Origin of the sequence: Synechococcus sp. OH20 (assembly GCF_047502685.1) — a bacterium.
Taxonomy (GTDB): domain Bacteria; phylum Cyanobacteriota; class Cyanobacteriia; order Thermostichales; family Thermostichaceae; genus Thermostichus.
In genome coordinates this window covers 235603-252589 of sequence record NZ_JANSIQ010000011.1, presented here as the reverse complement: position 1 = coordinate 252589, position 16987 = coordinate 235603, and the positions used below count along the sequence as shown (strand labels likewise).

Genomic DNA, 16987 nt, shown 5'->3' with positions numbered 1-16987 from the left:
GCAAGCCGCTGGCCAACGAGGAAAACAGGATGGATTTGCGCGCCTTCATCCGCTTGGTGCCCGATTTTCCCAAACCCGGGATCCTCTTTCGGGATATGACACCCCTGCTGCAGGATCCAGCAGGCTTCCGGGCTGCTATTGAACAATTGGCCGCCGGCACCGCTGCCATGGGATCCCTGGACTATGTGGTGGGCATCGAGTCGCGCGGCTTTATTTTAGGAGCTGCCTTGGCTCAGCATCTGGGTTTGGGATTTGTCCCGGTTCGCAAGCCGGGCAAGTTGCCGCCGCCGGTGCTCAGCCAAATCTACAGCCTGGAATACGGCCAAGACCAGCTGCAACTCCATGCCCACGCCCTGCGCCCCGGCAACCGAGTGGTGATCGTAGATGATGTCATCGCCACCGGGGGCACCGCCGCCGCCACCGCCCAATTGGTGGCCCAGAGCGGGGCTGAGGTGGGGGGGTTTGCCTTCTTGATCGAGCTGGCTTTCTTGTCGGGCCGCAAGCTCCTGCCCCCTGAGATCCCCACCCATGTGGTGATGGTGGACGAATCCAACTGAACTCCCAAACAGAACGAGGAAATTCTTCTGGATCCCTGTGGGCAGGAAGTTGGGCCTGGATGCGCGGTTCTACACCCCTCATCTTGGGCTGCAGATAGCAGGGCGACGGCCTTGCTATGCTTCCCATCTCCCCTCTCCCTTTGGGAGAGGGGCTGGGGATGAGGGCACCAGAGCGCTTTGTAGGCAACCTCACCGCAGGTGTAGCGGCTGGCGGACGCCCACCTCTGGTGCTTTGGCTTTGGGCAGAGGTTGGGTCAGGTGGCTGAGCTGAGCTTGCGCCTGCAGTTGTTCCTCAATCCAGTCGGCTAGCTCCCGCATGTAGAGGGCCACATGAATTGCCTGGTCGCGCCGCAGCGGCTCCACCCCTTTTGCAGCCAGGCGGGCCAAGATAACCGGATCGCTCAGCTCTTCCAGGGCGGCAAAGTCCTCTGGCTGGTCAAACCCCAGCTCTGCCATTTTTTCGAACACATATCCCAGCCGCAGGCCCGTGGCCTCACACTGGGCTTCCCAGGGATCCCTCAGGACAAGGGCAGCAGTGCGGTAGGCCGTTTGGGCAATGGAGCGCCAGGTGCCGCGGTGGATGCGCAGGCTAAGCTGCTGCTGATTCCAGCCCAGGGCTTCCCGCACCAGCAGGCCGCAATTGCAGCGAGTACTATCCCGCCAGCAGTACTCGCGATCCCAAAAGCCCCAGTGCTGGGCCTGTAGGCGATCAGCGGTGCGGCGCAAAAGGGCCGCCAGCTCCGGTGTAGGACGCATCATCAAGGCGGCAGAGGAGATCTCTTCCAGTCTAGGCAGGCGGGCGGCTGGGAACAACCCAGGCTTAATCCTTTTTTGAATTAACTGAATCTGTTGCTTGAACCTCGGTATCTTCAGCAGCCAAAGACCGTTGCCGCTGACGCTGGCGTTGCCAGGCCCCCCAGCTTACTCCCGCCAACAGCAGCGAGGCGCCGCCCAGGTAGGTGCCCCCTGCCGGCAGGCCGGCCAAGGCCAAGGCCAGGGATCCCCCCCAGAGGGTCATGGCGTAGATCAAGAGCACTGAATGCCGCTGTGACAGGCCGGCTTTGAGCAGGCGATGGTGCAAGTGGCCCTTGTCGGGATGAAAGGGGGACTTGCCCCTGGCCAGCCGCTTGAGGATGACGGCAGACATATCCAGGATTGGCACGGCGAGGATAAAAAACGGCAGGGCCACCGCCAGCGTGGTCACCCCCTTGGCCACCCCAATGACCCCGATCCCGGCCAGGGTAAAGCCCAAAAAGTAGGCTCCCCCATCTCCCATGAAGATCTGAGCCGGGTTGAAGTTGTAGCGCAAAAAGCCCAGGCAGGCCCCTGCCAAGGCTGCCGCCAGCATCGCCGCCGCCGGCCGATCCAGCAGCAGCGTTACCATCAGCATCACGACTGCCGCGATCCCTGACACCCCTGCCGCCAGCCCATCCAGGCCGTCCATGAAGTTGATGGCGTTGGCCATCCCCACCAGCCACAGCAGGGTAACCAGCAGGCTCAACCACACCGGGAAGGGCCAGAGGCCAAGGCGCGGTAGGTTGATGAACTCAATGCGCACCCCCACTCCCCAAGCGGCGGCAGCCACCCCAAACTGCATCGCCAGGCGGGAAAAGGGCGACAACTGAAACAGATCGTCGGCCAGGCCAATCAAAAAAAACAAAACGCCGCCGATCGTCACCCCCCAGATCTCGTACTCTTGCTCGGTGCGCAAGCCGGCGAACGCCCCTGCTCCCCAGAGCAAGAGCAGCGCCACCAGGTTGCCGAAAAAGATGGAAACTCCCCCCAGGCGCACCATCGGCTGCCGGTGGATCTTACGCTCATCGGGAAAATCCAACTGGCCGCTGCGGATCCCGACCGCCTTCACCATTGGGGTTGCCCACAGAACCACACAGGCAGCAGCCAAAAAGGCAACCAAGTAGGGCATGGCAAGCCGCGGAGAGGACTGCGGTTATCCCAACTGGGGGTAGAGCGGAAAACGGCGGCAGAGCTGGGCCACTCGCCGGCGACAGTCTTCGAGCACAGCCAGATCCCCCGGTTGAAACAGGCAATCGGCAATAATTTCCCCAATTTCCTCAAATTCTGCTGCGCCCAGGCCGCGGGTGGTCAAGGCCGGGGATCCCAGGCGCAGGCCGCTGGCCACAAAGGGCGGCTGCGGGTCAAAGGGGATGGTGTTTTTGTTGGCGGTAATGTGGATCTCCTCCATCAGGCGATCCGCCCGCTTGCCCGTCATCACCGAATCCGCCGCTCCGTTTTTCTCCAGCACTGCCGAGACCGAGCGCAGATCCAGCAACATCAGGTGGTTGTCGGTGCCCCCGGAAACCAACCGGATGCCCCGTCGTTGCAGCGTTGCTGCCAGTGCCTGAGCATTGGCAATGACCTGGGCTGAGTACTGGGCAAAGCTGGGCTGCAGGGCTTCTCCAAAGGCCACTGCCTTGCCGGCAATGACATGCTCCAAAGGCCCCCCTTGGCTGCCGGGGAACACCGCCTTGTCCAGCTTTTTGCCCAATTCCGGGTCGCGGGTGAGGATCAGCCCCCCGCGCGGCCCCCGCAGGGTCTTGTGGGTGGTGGTGGTTACCACATCGCAGAGGGGCACGGGGTTGGGGTGGTGCCCAGTGGCCACCAGGCCAGCGATGTGGGCAATGTCTGCCATCAGATAGGCCCCCACCTCATCGGCAATGGCGCGGAAGGCAGCAAAATCAATTGTCCGCGGGTAGGCGGAGTAGCCGCAGATAATCAGCTTAGGCCGGTGCTGCAGGGCCAGATCCCGCACCTGGTCAAAATCAATCCGCTCCGTCTGCGGATCCACACCATAGTGCACCACGCGGAACCACTTGCCAGAGACATTGACTGGCGAGCCATGGGTAAGGTGGCCGCCGTGGGCCAGATCCATGCCCATGATCGTGTCCCCTGGCTGCAGCAGAGCCAGGAAAACCGCGAAATTGGCCTGGGCGCCGGAGTGGGGCTGGACATTGGCGTGGGCCGCCCCAAACAGTTGCTTGGCGCGGTCGATGGCCAGTTGTTCGATCTCGTCGATAAATTCGCAGCCGCCGTAGTAGCGCTTGCCGGGTAGACCCTCCGCATACTTGTTGGTAAGCACCGAGCCCTGGGCCGCCAGGACAGCCGGCGAGGTGAAGTTCTCGCTGGCAATCATCTCCAGGTGATCCCGCTGGCGCTTAAGCTCTTGCTGGATGAGGCGGTAAACGATGGGATCCGTTTCGGCCAAAATGGCCAGGTTGTCCCGGGGAGTGGTTAGGCTGTGGGGGGCGGCTACCATGGTGACGCCAAGAGCAAACGTTGCAAAGAAAAAAAAGGCCAGAATTACCCTGCGGTCGCAACAGCGTTGCGAAGCAACATCGTAACACAGGCCAGGGGATCCCGCAGCGGCTAAGCGCAGAACCAAAGGCCGCTTTGTAAAGAATGTTTTTGGGCCCCAGGTCTGGTCACCAGCCGGGGTAAAGTGAGGGGCAGGTTTACAGCACTGGGTTTTAGGAGTTGGCTATGACCGACGCGCAAGTTTTCACCATCCTGGCCATTGCCCTGGTGCCGGCAGTGATGGCCGTGCTGCTGGGATCCGCCCTGGCCCGCAGCTAGTTTCCATCTGGAAGAATAAGGTTGCTCTGGATCCGGGGGCCTGTCCTATAGAGCAGGCCCTTTTGAGTTGAGGCCCAGGGGCTGCGCCTGGGACGCTTTGCCATTGGCTAAAGTTGGATAAAGGATACTACCGGCAGCCAACCCAGAAGCAACTTGAGCCAGGTGGATCTACAGCGGGTTCAGCGCGCCCTTTCTCTGGAAGCGGAGGTGGGGTTTACCGACCTGCGGGGGCGAGAGCAGACCTTCTCCCAATTTTTGCAGAGCGTGTTTGGCCAGGATCCCCCCGCTGGCTGGATCCTGGATGGGGAAGAGCGACGGCGGTGGAAAGAACTGGGATCCCGCTATCGCCTCTACCCCCAGCTAGAGCTGGCGGAGCGGCAGCACCTGGTGGCGGAAACCCGCCGCTGGCTGGAGCGGCTGCGGCGCCAGCAAGAACAAGCCCACTCTGCCCCCCCTAGCCCTGCTTTGCCCCTGCCCAAGGGCCTTAGCTTGGAGCAGCCGCTGCAATTTCTCAAGGGCATTGGCCCCAAGTCGGCGGAGAAACTGGCGCAACTGGGCCTGCACACTGTGCGCGATGCCCTCTACTACTTCCCACGGGATCACCTGGACTATTCCCGCCGCGTGCTCATCCGCCAGGCCAAGGTGGGGGAGACGGTTACCCTGGTGGGGACGGTGAAAAGCTGCAGTTGCTTTACCAGCCCCAAAAACCCCTTGCTGACCATCTTCAACCTCAAGCTTGCCGACAAAAGCGGCGTAGTCACCCTCAGCCGCTTCTACAGCGGGCGGCAATTTGCCCAGCGCAGTTGGCAGGCAGCCCTGGAGCGGCAGTACCCCAAGGGGGCAGTGGTGGCGGCCAGCGGTCTGGTGAAAAAGGGCCGCTTGGGCTTGACACTGGAGAACCCGCAACTGGAGGTGCTGGGGGGAGAGGGCGAGGATCTGGAGAGGTTGGGCAAGATCCTACCCGTTTACCCCCTCTCAGAAGGGATCCCCGCCGATCTGGTGCGCAAAGCCGTCCAGCTCGCCCTGCCGGCAGCTGCCTTGGTGGAGGATCCCTTGCCGGAGCCCCTGAAGCGGCAGTTGCAGCTGTTGGACTTGCCCCTTGCCCTGCAGCAGATCCACTTTCCCAAGACGCAAGAGCTGCTGGCCCAGGCCCGGCGGCGGCTGGTGTTCGACGAGTTTTTCTACCTGCAACTTAGCCTCTTGCAGCGGCGGCAGCGCTACCGCGCCCAGGCCCAGGCTGTCCCCCGCTACCAGCCAGCTAGAGGAGAGCTCTTGGACCGCTTCTACCAAATCCTGCCCTTCCAGCTGACCGCTGCCCAGCAGCGGGCCATCGACGAGATCCTGGCGGATCTGCGGGATCCCTTGCCCATGAACCGCCTGCTGCAGGGGGATGTGGGATCCGGCAAAACTGTGGTGGCGGTGGCGGCTTTGCTGGCGGCCATCCAGTCGGGCTGGCAGACGGCCCTCATGGCTCCCACGGAGGTCTTGGCCGAGCAGCACTACCGCAAGCTGGTGGAGTGGCTCAGCCAACTGCAAGTGCCTGTGGAACTCTTGACCGGCTCCACACCCCCCGCCAAGCGGCGCGAGATCCTGCGGCAGTTGCAGACCGGGGAGCTGCCCCTAGTGGTTGGCACCCATGCCCTCATCCAGCCGGCGGTGCAGTTTCGCAACCTGGGCTTGGTGGTTATCGACGAGCAGCACCGCTTTGGCGTCGAACAGCGGGCTGCCCTGCAGCAGAAAGGGGATCACCCCGATGTCCTGACCATGACGGCCACCCCCATCCCCCGCACCCTTACCCTGGCCCTGCACGGGGATCTGGATGTTACCCAAATTGACGAGTTGCCCCCGGGGCGCAAGCCAGTGCACACGGTGGTGGCTCGACCGGGGGATCGCCTGCAGGTGGTGCGGCTGATGGAGCGGGAGATTGCCCAGGGGCGGCAGGCCTACGTAGTGCTGCCTTTGATTGAAGAGTCCGAGAAGCTGGATCTCAAGTCCGCCATTGAAGAGCACCAGCGCCTGCAGGAGAAGGTCTTCCCCCAGTTCCGGGTGGGCCTGCTGCACGGGCGTCTGACCAGCAGCGAGAAGGACGCCGTCATAGAAGCTTTCCGCCGGCGGGAGCTGGATATCCTCGTCTCCACCACAGTGGTGGAAGTGGGGGTGGATGTGCCCAACGCCTCGGTGATGCTGGTGGAGCATGCCGAGCGCTTTGGCCTCTCCCAGCTCCACCAACTGCGGGGGCGGGTGGGGCGGGGATCCGACCAGGCCTACTGCATCTTAATGACGGGATCCCAAAGCGAAGAGGCCCTGCGCCGGCTAAAAGTCCTGGAGCAGTCCCACGATGGCTTTTTCATTGCCGAGATGGATCTGCGCTTCCGCGGCCCTGGGGAGGTGATGGGCACCCGCCAGTCGGGGCTGCCCGATTTTGCTCTGGCCAGCCTCATGGATGACCAAGAGGTGCTGCAGTTGGCCCGTCAGGCAGCAGAGCAGCTCATTGCCCAAGACCCACGGCTGCAGCAGTGGCCCCGCCTGCGTCGCATACTGGAAGAACGCCAGGCCCGTCTTTTGGGGCCGGCTTTGTTGACTTAACCTTGGTGCCTATGCCCCCTACCCCTGAAGAGCTGACGCTCCACAGCCTCTCCCCCCAGGAATATCACCAGATCCAGCAGCAACTGGGCCGGGATCCCAACCCCACCGAGCTGGCCATGTTTGGGGTGATGTGGTCGGAGCACTGCTGCTACAAGAACTCTCGCCCTCTGTTGAAAAACTTTCCCACCACAGGCGAGCGGGTGGTGGTGGGGCCGGGGGAAAATGCCGGCGTCGTGGATTTGGGGGATGGGGACTGGCTGGCCTTTAAGATTGAATCCCACAACCATCCTTCAGCGGTTGAGCCCTTCCAGGGAGCGGCCACCGGCGTGGGAGGCATCCTGCGCGATATCTTCACCCTGGGCGCCCGTCCCATTGCCCTGCTCAACTCCCTGCGCTTTGGGCCGCTGACGGATCCCCGCAACCGCCGCCTCATGGCCAGGGTGGTGGAGGGGATCGCCCACTACGGCAACTGCGTGGGGGTGCCCACGGTGGGGGGGGAAGTGGCCGTGGATCCCTGCTACAGTGGCAACCCCCTGGTCAACGTCATGGCTCTGGGGCTGCTGGAGACGCCGGCGGTGGTGAAATCGGCAGCTCGGGGGGTGGGGAATCCGGTCTTGTACGTGGGCGCCCCCACGGGGCGGGACGGGATCCGCGGGGCCAGCTTTGCCAGCGCCGAGCTCAAGGAGGACTCCCAGCAGGATCGGCCGGCGGTGCAGGTGGGGGATCCCTTTCTGGGCAAATGTCTCATCGAGGCTTGCCTGGAGGCCTTTGCCACGGGAGCCGTGGTGGCCGCCCAGGACATGGGAGCGGCCGGGATCACCTGCTCCACGGCGGAGATGGCCGCCAAAGGCGGCGTAGGGATCCGCTTTGATCTCGACCGGGTGCCGGCGCGGGAAAGCGGCATGGCCGCCTGGGAGTACCTGCTTTCGGAGTCCCAGGAGCGGATGCTGCTGGTGGTGCAAAAAGGTCGCGAAGCGGAGGTGATGGAGATCTTCCACCGCTGGGGCCTGCAGGCCAGCGTGGCCGGAGAAGTCATTGCCGAGCCGCTGGTGGAGATCTGGCACCGCGGAACCTGCGTGGTGCAAGTGCCGGCGCGGGCCTTGGCCGAAGAGACCCCCGTCTACGTCCGCCCGCTGCTGCCAGAGCCACCGGAGTACGTCCAGGCAGCGTGGCAGTGGGATCCCGCCACCCTACCCCCCTGCAGTCGCGAAGGGATCCACCTCGATCAGGCAACCCTGACGTGGCAAGAGGCGCTGCTGCGGCTTTTGGCCCGCCCCACCCTGGCCAGCAAAGCCTGGATCTATCGCCAATATGACCACCAGGTGCAAAACAACACTGTCCTTTGGCCGGGGCAGGGAGATGCAGCGGTTATCCGCATCCGCTCGCAAAAGTTTGGCGTGGGCGAGGTGCCCCCCCTGCAGGCTGCCCGCAAGGCCATTGCTGCCACCCTCGATGGTAATGGCCGCTGGGTATATTTGGATCCCTACGAGGGGGCCAAAGCCGCGGTGGCCGAAGCCGCCCGCAACCTCTCCTGCGTGGGGGCGGAGCCCTTGGCTGTAACCGACAACCTCAACTTCGGCAACCCGGAAAACCCGGTGGTGTACTGGCAGTTGGCCCTGGCCTGTCGGGGGATTGGGGAGGCCTGCCGTGCCCTAGGGACACCGGTAACAGGGGGGAACGTTTCCCTCTACAACGAGAAGGGATCCCAGGCCATCTACCCGACCCCCGTTATCGGCATGGTCGGTCTCCTTCCAGACTTGAAGTTGGTCTGTGGCCAGGGGTGGCAGCAAGAAAGGGATCTCATCTACCTCTTGGGAGCCCAGGCTGTTACCAGTCTGGGCGGCAGCGAGTATTTGGCGGCAATCTACAACAAGGTCACGGGTCGGCCTGCCCCCGTGGATCTGGAGCTGGAAAAGCGCGTGCAAGCCGCCTGCCGCCACGGCATCCGGCAGGGGTGGGTGCGCTCCGCCCACGACTGCAGCGAGGGAGGACTGGCCGTGGCTCTGGCGGAAGCCTGCCTCAGCGGGAGCCGCGGTGCCAGTGTCTCTCTGGCTCCCGGATCCCTGCGCTGGGATCAGGCCCTGTTTGGCGAGGGATCCAGCCGCATCCTCGTTTCTGTCGCTCCAGCCCAGCGCTCTCCTTGGGAAGCCTACTTAGAGTCACAGCTCCCCGGCCAGTGGCAACTGCTGGGACAAGTGGGATCCCCTGCCGATCCCTTGGCCTTGACGACGGCAGAAGGGGATCCCCTGTTGTCGGTCTCTTTGGCCGCCCTGCAGGCCGCCTACCACAACACCTAGCTCCCCTCTCCCTTGGGGAGAGGGGCTGGGGGTGAGGGTGCCTCGGAGAGAGGGGCTGGGGGTGGTCGCGTGAGCGGCGCGTAGCGCTTGGGCGTCCCTTGGGGAGAGGGGCTGGGGGTGAGGGGGACTACCTCAAGCTGATCTTGCTTCAGACAAATTGGCCTGGATCACCTCCCGATAGTGGGACTTGGGCTTAACACCCACCACCTGCGCCACCAGCTCCTTGTTTTTGAAAAACTGCACCGTCGGCGTGCAGGTGACCCCGCCAGCTTCAGCAATCTCCGGATCCTTCTCGATGTCGATCTCCACCACGTGCAGCTTGTCGGCAAACTCTTCGATGACCTTGTTCAAGATCGGCCTGAGGGCATGACAAGGGGCACAGGTGGGAGCGGTGTACTTGACCATCAGCAGGCGATTGCTTTCGTGGTAGAGCCGCCGCAGGGCATAGCTCCCTTCATGGCAGGTCTTACTGAAGTCCAGATCCTCGTGGCCGTTCTCCGCAAAGCTGGCTTCCGCCACCGCAGCTTCCCCCGGCGACTCCGCCTCGGGAGGAGCCGTGGCAGGGCTGGGCTCAGGATGGCTCTGAGGGACGACGTGATACTCTTGGGCTAAGCCGTGTTCCGAGAGCCAGCGCTCCGCTAACATGGCCGCCATACAGCCGGTGCCGGCAGCGGTGATGGCCTGGCGAAACTCGTGATCCTGCACATCCCCGGCGGCAAACACGCCCTCTACACTGGTGGCTACCGATCCTGGGCGGGTGACAATGTAGCCCACTTCATCCAGCTCCAGTTGCCCCGTGAACAAGTCAGTGTTGGGCTTGTGGCCGATGGCGTAGAACAGTCCGCCCACCGCCATCTCCCGGATCTCGCCCGTCTGGTTGTTGCGCACCTTCACCCCGGTCAGGCGCTGGCCGTCGCCCAGGACTTCCACCGCCTCGGTGTGCCAGTGCACCGTAATCTTGGGGTGGTTGAGCACCCGGTCTTGCATGGCCTTGCTGGCCCGCATCTTGCCACTGCGCACCAGCATGTGGATATGGGATCCAAACTTGGTCAGGTAGGTGGCCTCCTCACAGGCGGTATCGCCACCGCCGATCACCACCAACTCCACCCCCTTGAACATGGGCATGGCCCCATCGCAGACGGCGCAGGCGGACATGCCGCGGTTCCAGTAGGTCTCCTCCCCGGGCAGGTGCAGGCGCTTGGCCGTGGCCCCGGTGGCGATGATCAAGCTGTGGGTGCGCACTTCCCGCTCGTCAGAACGGACGACAAAAGGCCGCTGGCTCAGATCCACAAAGGTGACATCCTCGGGGTAGAGCTCCGCCCCCCACCGCTGTGCCTGGGCCCGCATGTTTTTCATCAGTTGGGGGCCGCTGATGCCCTCGGGAAAGCCCGGAAAGTTCTCCACCTCGGTGGTGGTCATCAGTTGCCCACCCGGGATCCCGCCCGCCTGGAAGCCCTCAAACACAACTGGCTTCAGGTTGGCGCGCCCGGCGTAAATGGCCGCCGTAAACCCAGCAGGGCCAGAACCGATAATCACCACATTCTCAATCCGACTTTGCTCTGTCATCCGCTCTCTCTCCTTCTGCAACAGGGATATTACATCAAACTCATAATGACTACGCTTTAGCCTAACACGATTCGGCGAACTGGGCGAGGCTGGGGCTCGTCAGTCCTATTTTCGCTCCCTTGGGGCAGCCGAGGCATTGGCCTATCTAGAACGCAGGTGTGGACTGCTGGCGGGCCTAATCCTGAGCTGGCGGCAAGAGGTCTTGCCCAGGTTGTCTCATCAGTTGGGCAGAAGGCCAGAGCCGGGCCAGTTTTGTATCAGAAGCTACAAAATGCCGGTGTTGGCCTTTCTAGGATGGGTGAGCGCTTTTGGCCCATCCAAGTCGAGGCGCGGGGATCATCCGCTGGGATCCCATTTGTTTCAGCCACAATTTCCCCAGTCTTAACTGCAACCCAATCAGGAGAGAGCGATGGCATCCACGCCCCAAGAAGTGCTTCAGATGATCCAGGACAACAATGTCCAGATGGTGGATCTCAAGTTTGTCGATATCTTCGGCACCTGGCAGCATGTCTCCTTCCACACCTCGATGATTAAGGAAGAAACCTTCACCGAGGGGCTCCCCTTCGATGGATCCAGCATCCGGGGCTGGAAAGCAATCAACGAGTCGGACATGTACATGGTGCCGGATCCCAAGACGGCCTGGATCGATCCCTTTCTCGAGGTGCCCACCCTCAGCATGACTTGCAGCATCGTTGAGCCGCGCACTGGCCAGCCTTACAGCCGCTGTCCCCGCAGCCTTGCTGCCCGTGCCGTCGCCTATCTGCGATCGACAGGCATTGCCGATACCGCCTACTTCGGGCCGGAGGCGGAATTTTTCATTTTTGAGGATATTCGTTTCGACCAAACTCAAAACTCGGCCTACTACTTTGTAGATTCCATTGAAGGTCGCTGGAACTCAGGCCGGGAGGAGAAAGGTGGCAACCTCGGCTACAAGCCTCGCTACAAGGAGGGCTATTTCCCCGTTCCGCCCACCGATGCGCACCAAAATATCCGCACAGAGATGCTGCTGACCATGGGCAAATTGGGGGTGCCCATCGAGAAGCATCACCACGAGGTGGCGACCGGCGGGCAAGGGGAGTTGGGCTATCGCTTCGCCGATCTGGTCACCGCTGCCGACTACATGATGGTCTACAAATATGTGATCCGGAACGTGGCCCGCAAGCACGGCAAGACGGTGACGTTTATGCCCAAGCCCCTGTTTAACGACAACGGCACCGGCATGCACACCCACCAGTCCCTCTGGAAGGATGGTCAGCCCTTGTTCTACAGCGAAGGCACCTACGCCAACCTGAGCGAGACAGCTCTCTACTACATCGGCGGCCTGCTCAAGCATGCTCCGGCGATCTTGGCTTTCACCAACCCCACCACCAACTCCTACAAACGCTTGGTGCCCGGGTTTGAGGCGCCAGTCAACTTGGCCTACTCGCAGGGCAACCGCTCGGCTTCCATTCGCATTCCGGTGACCGGCAACAATCCCAAGGCCAAGCGGCTGGAGTTCCGCTGCCCAGATGCCACCTGCAACCCCTACATCGCCTTCTCGGCCATGTTGATGGCCGGCTTGGACGGGATCAAAAACAAGATCCACCCCGGCGAGCCCCTCGACAAGGATATCTACGATCTGGAGCCAGACGAGCTGGCCAAGATCCCCTCCACACCTGGATCCCTGCTGGATGCTCTGGAAAACCTGCAGAAGGATCATGCTTTCTTGTTGGAGGGAGGCGTCTTTACCGAAGATCTCATCCAGACCTACATCGAGTACAAGATCGACAACGAGATCAACCCCATCAATCTGCGGCCTCACCCCTACGAGTTCGCGCTCTATTTCGACGCCTGATCGAGGTTTTCATCCAAAACATTCGTTCTCGAATGAGGTTTTGGAACGGGATCCCTTCTTTTGCCGTGGGGATCCCCTTTTTTTGCGCCTGCCCAGGTATTCTGGGTGTGAGCGCCGAAGTCTAGAGGTTGGAGGGAGGGTTTACAATGGAATGGCTTATTTTTGTTCTGTTCTCGTTTTTTCTTATCGGCCTTCTGGCGCTTGTTGTCTATCTAGCTGACTATCTAGAGAAGAAGCGTCGGGAAGCTTTGGATCAGGTAGCCAGGAGCCTGGGCATGTCGTTTTCAGCGGAGCTACCCGAAGGGATCCGCTCCCGCTTGCTTCAGGCAGGCTTTGAACTATTTGAACAAGGCTACGATCGACGTTTCTACAACTCAATGTCCAAGCGGCTAATCGATGGAAGTGAGATCGGTGCCTTTGACTATCAGTACACCTATAAGTACCACAGCGGCAGGGGCAAGAGTCGCGGCACTCATTTCCAGTCTGTTTTCTGGGCCTATTGCGAAGATCTACGGCTACCTCATTTTCGGCTACATCCGGAAGTTCCCCTGTTTCATGACATTGCCAAGGCCTTTGGCATGCAAGATATCAACTTCGAGAGCCACCCTCAGTTTTCCCGCAAATACCTCTTGCGCGGAGAAGATGAGGCCAAGGTTCGCCTGCGCTTCGATCCTAGTTTTCTTAGCTTTTTGGAGCAACATGCTCCTTGTTGTGCCGAGGGATCCGGGCCGCAGCTTATCGTTTGGCGGGATGACCAACAGGTGAGTCCAGAAAAAATGCCAGACTGGCTGCGCTTTGGGGAAGAATGGGTGCAAAGACTGCGGCTGCGTCGCGTTTAGCCCTCCGGATCGCCCCTCAAGGCCACTCCCTGGGTATGATGAGGGGAAGAGTTTAAAAAACGTAACGTGTCTTCCTCATTGTCCCAGGCGGTTGTTCTGATTACAGGGGCCACAGGGGGTATTGGCAGCGCCCTGGTGCCTATGTTGGCCCAAGCCGGAGCCCATCTGGTGCTGGCGGCGCGGCGAGAGGATCCCTTGCGCGCGCTGGCGGAGAAAGCGGTGTCGCTGGGGGCTGCCTCCGGGCTGGGGATCCCTGCCGATGTGACGGACTACAGCCAGGTCGAGGCCCTTGTCAACCAAACCCTACAAAGGCACGGGCGGATCGACGTGTTGATCAACCTGGCGGGGGCTGGGATCCTCAAGCCTGCCCCGCAAATTACCCCTGCCGACCTGGAGCAGATGCTGGCGGTCAACCTCAAGGGCAGCTTCTACACCAGCCAACTGGCGGCCAACGCCATGCGGGAGCAAAAATCCGGCCACATCCTCAACTTCCCCGGCATTTTGGGCCGTCACCCTATGGCCATGGCTGCAGCTTACTGTGCCGCCAAATTTGGCGTGGTCGGCTTTAGCAAGTGCATGGCCGATGAGCTGAAGCGCTTTGGGGTGCGCTTTACCCTGTTTTACTTTGGCGGCATTGACTCGCCCTTCTGGGATCCCATCAGCCTCAAGGTGCAGCGGGACAAAATGCTCAGCCCTGCCACGGCTGCCGAGGCCATTCGCTTTATCCTCACGCTGCCCGCCAATGCCGTGCCCAACGAGGTGGTGTTGCAGCCGGAAAGCCACCAGTTTCTCTAAGGCTCGCCCAGTTCTGGGAATGGGGGGGATCCCAAGCTGCTGAAGTCGGGATCGCCAGCAGGGACTTTCCCAGCCTGGAAAGGGAGGGTTGAGGCGGGCGAGGTCTCCCCGTGGCTAGTTGGGAGGATTGCTTCCATAATTAGGGAGACGTCCAGCCAGGGGCCTGGCCGATGGAGGCCATACGCTCACTTTTGCAAGAGGAGCCTATCCTCTCGTTTGCTCTACTGCTGGGGGTGATCCTGGTGGTGCCGCTGCTCTTTGAGCGGCTGCGCCTGCCGGGGCTGGTGGGCCTTTTGGCGGCGGGGATCGCCCTGGGGCCGCAGGGGCTGAACCTGCTGAGCTCAAAGCTGCCGACGGTGCAGTTGCTCTCGGATATCGGCGTGGTCTACCTGCTGTTTGTGGCCGGGCTGGAGATCGACCTGGAGCAATTTCGGCAGACCCGCAACCGCTCCGCCACCTTTGGCTTGTTGACCTTTGCCATCCCTCTAACCGTGGGCACTGCCATTGGGCGGCTATTTGGCTTCGGCTGGAACGCCGCCATCCTGCTGGGATCCCTGTTTGCCTCTCACACTCCCCTGGGCTACCCCATCGTCAGCCGCTATGGCCTGGTGAAAAACGAGGCGGTGCTGGTCACCATCGGCGGCACCATCTTCACCGACATTGCCGCGCTGCTGGTCTTGGCGGTCTGCGTCGGCATCCACGGCGGCGAGTTTTCCCTCTGGAGCGTGATGCGGCTGCTGGGATCCCTGCTGCTCTATGCGGCTGCGGTGCTGTTTGGGGTGGACTGGCTGGGGCAGCGGTTTTTTCGTGTAACCGGCAGCGAAGAGGGCAACCAATTTTTGTTTGTGCTGCTGGCTCTGTTTGTGGCAGCTCTGGGGGCGCAATGGATTGGGGTAGAGAAGATCATCGGCGCCTTTCTGGCGGGGCTAGCCGTGAACGATGTGCTGCGGGAGGGCTCTGTCAAAGAAAAGATCGTCTTTGTCGGCAGCATCTTGTTCATCCCCGTCTTTTTTGTGGATATAGGGCTGTTGCTCGACCTGCGCGCCTTTCTACAAACCCTCAGCTCCCTTTGGCTGATGTTGAGTATCCTGCTGGGGTTGACCCTGAGCAAATACACTGCCGCCCAACTCTGTCAGTGGCTCTACCACTACACCCCGGCGCAAAAGCTGATGATGTGGTCGCTTTCCTTACCCCAGGTGGCGGCCACCTTGGCGGCAACCCTGGTGGGGTACCGCGTGGGGTTGCTCAATGCAGAGGTGCTCAACAGCGTGGTGGTGTTGATGTTGGTTACGGCCACCCTGGGCCCAATTTTGACCAGTCGGGCGGCCACGCAAATGGCTATGGAGGAGGAACAGGGTCGGCTTCCATCTGCCGCAGGGGTCGCTCCCGCCTCTGCAGCGCCGCCTTCCCCGCCCTACGTGGTCGTGGTGCCGCTGGCCAATCCCGAAACCGAGGAAAACCTGCTGGAGATGGCCTGCCTCCTGGCCAAGCACGAGGGCGGGCGGGTGGTTCCCCTCGCGGTGGCGACCGGCCACCTGCACATGGACTCTCCCTTGCTGCAGGACTCTCTAGAACACGGCGAGGATCTGCTGCGGCGGGCAGTGGAGTTTTGTCAGGCCTCGGGAGTAGAAGTTACCCCCCTCAGCCGCATCGACAGTCACGTTGCCCAAGGGATCAACCACGCCAGCCGTGAGCAGAACGCCAGCCTCATCGTCATGGGCTGGAGCGATCCCACCCGCTTGCGGGCCCGCCTCTTCGGCAGTGTCATCAATAGCGTCCTCTGGGCCGCCCATTGCCCGGTTGCCGTGGCGCGCCTGCTCCAGCCCTCTCACAAGCTGCGGCGGATCCTGGTGGCGCTGGAAAACTTTCGCTCGCAGGCGGCTCGGGCAGTGCGCTTAGCCGAGATCTTGGCTGCCGCCAACCAGGGAGAGGTTACCTTGCTCCACATCTGCCTCGCCAGCACCCCCGAAAGCGATCGCCAGTGGCTGGAGGCGCAGCTTTTGTCCCTGGCCCAACAGCCGGACTTGAGCTGCCCTGTCCAGGTAAAGGTCTTGGCCAGCGACGATGTCGTCGAAGCCCTCTTGCAGGAGGCCCAAGGGTTTGACCTGGTGGTGTTGCCCTCTTTTCGGCGGCGCAACCCCAGCGGGAGCCTATCCTTCAGCGACACGACCACCCGCATCCTGGAACGCCTCACCAGCTCTTTGATCATGGTCGGGGAGCCCCTCTAAACGACAGCGGGGGTCGGATCCCCCCGGCGGGCCTAGCAGCCATCCCACCCACCACGAGCCGCTCGACCCAAGGGTGGCTGCCCCCTGCAGCCTACTGGGATCCCTGTTTCCACACTCCCCTGGGCTACCCCATCGTCAACAGCACCCAAAAAAAAGGATCCCGGCCGGGATCCTTAGGCTTGTGCCAGAGCATCAACAGCTACAAGTGAGTCAGCTCATGCTGACTCGGCTGCGGTCATAGGTGAGACGGAAGGTGGGATGCACCTTTCCTTGGATGCGGTTCCAGAAGTTGCGCACATTGACGTGCAGCCCAACCTGCTCCGTGCCGCGCACCAACATGGCTTGCTGCCGAATCCGAATCGCGCGTTGATGACCCATCATCAGGCGGCGAGCCAACTCGTCCAGAATATGGGAACGGCCCGCCTCCGGAGCAGCTGCCATCACCGGAGCGGCTGGAGCCGGCGCTGCCGCAGCCTCGGTACGATAGGCCACGCCTCGATAGAGCAGGTTCAGGTTAGTGGGCAAAACCACCGGCTTGCTCAGGTGGCGGAACCGCCAGTCCAGCCCCCGGTACCGACCTCCCACTTTGCCAGGAGAAACTGCCGCTGTGGCAGAAGGGCGGGTGTAATCAACGCCACGGTAAGAGAGTTCCATGATTTTCGCCTCCAAATGTAATGGTCTGTATCCACTTCAC

The 16987-nt window shown here is 61.9% G+C and carries 13 protein-coding genes; 8 read left to right on the top strand and 5 right to left on the bottom strand.

Annotated features, from left to right (window positions below; genetic code table 11):
* The first annotated feature begins 29 nt into the window (after positions 1-29).
* A complete protein-coding gene (locus NW826_RS03150) occupies positions 30-557 on the top strand; it encodes an adenine phosphoribosyltransferase (protein ID WP_414427025.1) in 528 nt (175 codons plus the stop codon).
* A 189-nt stretch (positions 558-746) separates the two neighbouring features.
* Here NW826_RS03150 and NW826_RS03145 read toward each other — a convergent pair whose 3' ends face one another.
* The 3 genes from NW826_RS03145 to glyA are packed head-to-tail and all read right to left on the bottom strand — an operon-like array spanning position 747 to position 3831.
* The gene (locus NW826_RS03145; RefSeq protein WP_414509409.1) at positions 747-1370 is read right to left on the bottom strand and encodes a hypothetical protein; all 624 of its coding nucleotides are present in this window, start codon (positions 1368-1370) and stop codon (positions 747-749) included.
* 7 nt (positions 1371-1377) lie between these two features.
* The gene (locus NW826_RS03140) at positions 1378-2481 is read right to left on the bottom strand and encodes a glycosyltransferase family 4 protein (RefSeq protein ID WP_414509408.1); all 1104 of its coding nucleotides are present in this window, start codon (positions 2479-2481) and stop codon (positions 1378-1380) included.
* 24 nt (positions 2482-2505) lie between these two features.
* Positions 2506-3831: a serine hydroxymethyltransferase gene (gene glyA, locus NW826_RS03135; protein ID WP_414509407.1), complete on the bottom strand. Its 1326-nt coding sequence runs from the start codon at positions 3829-3831 to the stop codon at positions 2506-2508.
* Between the two features lie 224 nt (positions 3832-4055).
* On the opposite strand from glyA, the gene psaM reads away from it, so the two are divergent.
* The 3 genes from psaM to purL all read left to right on the top strand — a co-directional run bounded on the left by psaM (position 4056) and on the right by purL (position 9031).
* Positions 4056-4148 carry a photosystem I reaction center subunit XII gene (gene psaM / locus NW826_RS03130; RefSeq protein ID WP_414332959.1) on the top strand — a complete coding sequence of 31 codons (93 nt, stop codon included), beginning with the start codon at positions 4056-4058 and terminating at the stop codon, positions 4146-4148.
* 162 nt (positions 4149-4310) lie between these two features.
* A complete protein-coding gene (recG, locus tag NW826_RS03125; RefSeq protein WP_414509436.1) occupies positions 4311-6734 on the top strand; it encodes an ATP-dependent DNA helicase RecG in 2424 nt (807 codons plus the stop codon).
* An 11-nt stretch (positions 6735-6745) separates the two neighbouring features.
* Positions 6746-9031, top strand: a complete 2286-nt coding sequence (gene purL, locus NW826_RS03120; RefSeq protein WP_414509406.1) for a phosphoribosylformylglycinamidine synthase subunit PurL — start codon at positions 6746-6748, stop codon at positions 9029-9031.
* Positions 9032-9163: 132 nt separating this feature from the next.
* Here purL and trxB read toward each other — a convergent pair whose 3' ends face one another.
* Positions 9164-10597: a thioredoxin-disulfide reductase gene (gene trxB, locus NW826_RS03115; protein WP_414509405.1), complete on the bottom strand. Its 1434-nt coding sequence runs from the start codon at positions 10595-10597 to the stop codon at positions 9164-9166.
* Between the two features lie 409 nt (positions 10598-11006).
* On the opposite strand from trxB, the gene glnA reads away from it, so the two are divergent.
* The 4 genes from glnA to NW826_RS03095 all read left to right on the top strand — a co-directional run bounded on the left by glnA (position 11007) and on the right by NW826_RS03095 (position 16293).
* A complete protein-coding gene (glnA, locus tag NW826_RS03110) occupies positions 11007-12431 on the top strand; it encodes a type I glutamate--ammonia ligase (protein WP_414332953.1) in 1425 nt (474 codons plus the stop codon).
* A gap of 275 nt (positions 12432-12706) precedes the next feature.
* Positions 12707-13270 (top strand): hypothetical protein, encoded by a 564-nt coding sequence (locus NW826_RS03105; protein ID WP_414509404.1) that lies wholly within the window; start codon positions 12707-12709, stop codon positions 13268-13270.
* Positions 13271-13336: 66 nt separating this feature from the next.
* Entirely contained in the window at positions 13337-14065 is a 729-nt protein-coding gene (locus tag NW826_RS03100; protein WP_414509403.1) for an SDR family oxidoreductase, read from the top strand.
* A 191-nt stretch (positions 14066-14256) separates the two neighbouring features.
* Positions 14257-16293, top strand: a complete 2037-nt coding sequence (locus NW826_RS03095; protein ID WP_414509402.1) for a cation:proton antiporter — start codon at positions 14257-14259, stop codon at positions 16291-16293.
* 210 nt (positions 16294-16503) lie between these two features.
* Here NW826_RS03095 and NW826_RS03090 read toward each other — a convergent pair whose 3' ends face one another.
* Entirely contained in the window at positions 16504-16947 is a 444-nt protein-coding gene (locus tag NW826_RS03090) for a DUF4278 domain-containing protein (protein ID WP_414348340.1), read from the bottom strand.
* Positions 16948-16987: the final 40 nt, after the last annotated feature.

Bases quoted from the DNA above. Each gene is read 5' to 3' on its own strand.
- NW826_RS03140 (WP_414509408.1), bottom strand. From the start codon at position 2,481: ATGCCCTACTTGGTTGCCTTTTTGGCTGCTGCCTGTGTGGTTCTGTGG.
- trxB (WP_414509405.1), bottom strand. From the start codon at position 10,597: ATGACAGAGCAAAGTCGGATTGAGAATGTGGTGATTATCGGTTCTGGC.
- glyA (WP_414509407.1), bottom strand. From the start codon at position 3,831: ATGGTAGCCGCCCCCCACAGCCTAACCACTCCCCGGGACAACCTGGCC.
- NW826_RS03105 (WP_414509404.1), top strand. From the start codon at position 12,707: ATGTCGTTTTCAGCGGAGCTACCCGAAGGGATCCGCTCCCGCTTGCTT.
- glnA (WP_414332953.1), top strand. From the start codon at position 11,007: ATGGCATCCACGCCCCAAGAAGTGCTTCAGATGATCCAGGACAACAAT.
- purL (WP_414509406.1), top strand. From the start codon at position 6,746: ATGCCCCCTACCCCTGAAGAGCTGACGCTCCACAGCCTCTCCCCCCAG.
- psaM (WP_414332959.1), top strand. From the start codon at position 4,056: ATGACCGACGCGCAAGTTTTCACCATCCTGGCCATTGCCCTGGTGCCG.
- NW826_RS03150 (WP_414427025.1), top strand. From the start codon at position 30: ATGGATTTGCGCGCCTTCATCCGCTTGGTGCCCGATTTTCCCAAACCC.
- NW826_RS03090 (WP_414348340.1), bottom strand. From the start codon at position 16,947: ATGGAACTCTCTTACCGTGGCGTTGATTACACCCGCCCTTCTGCCACA.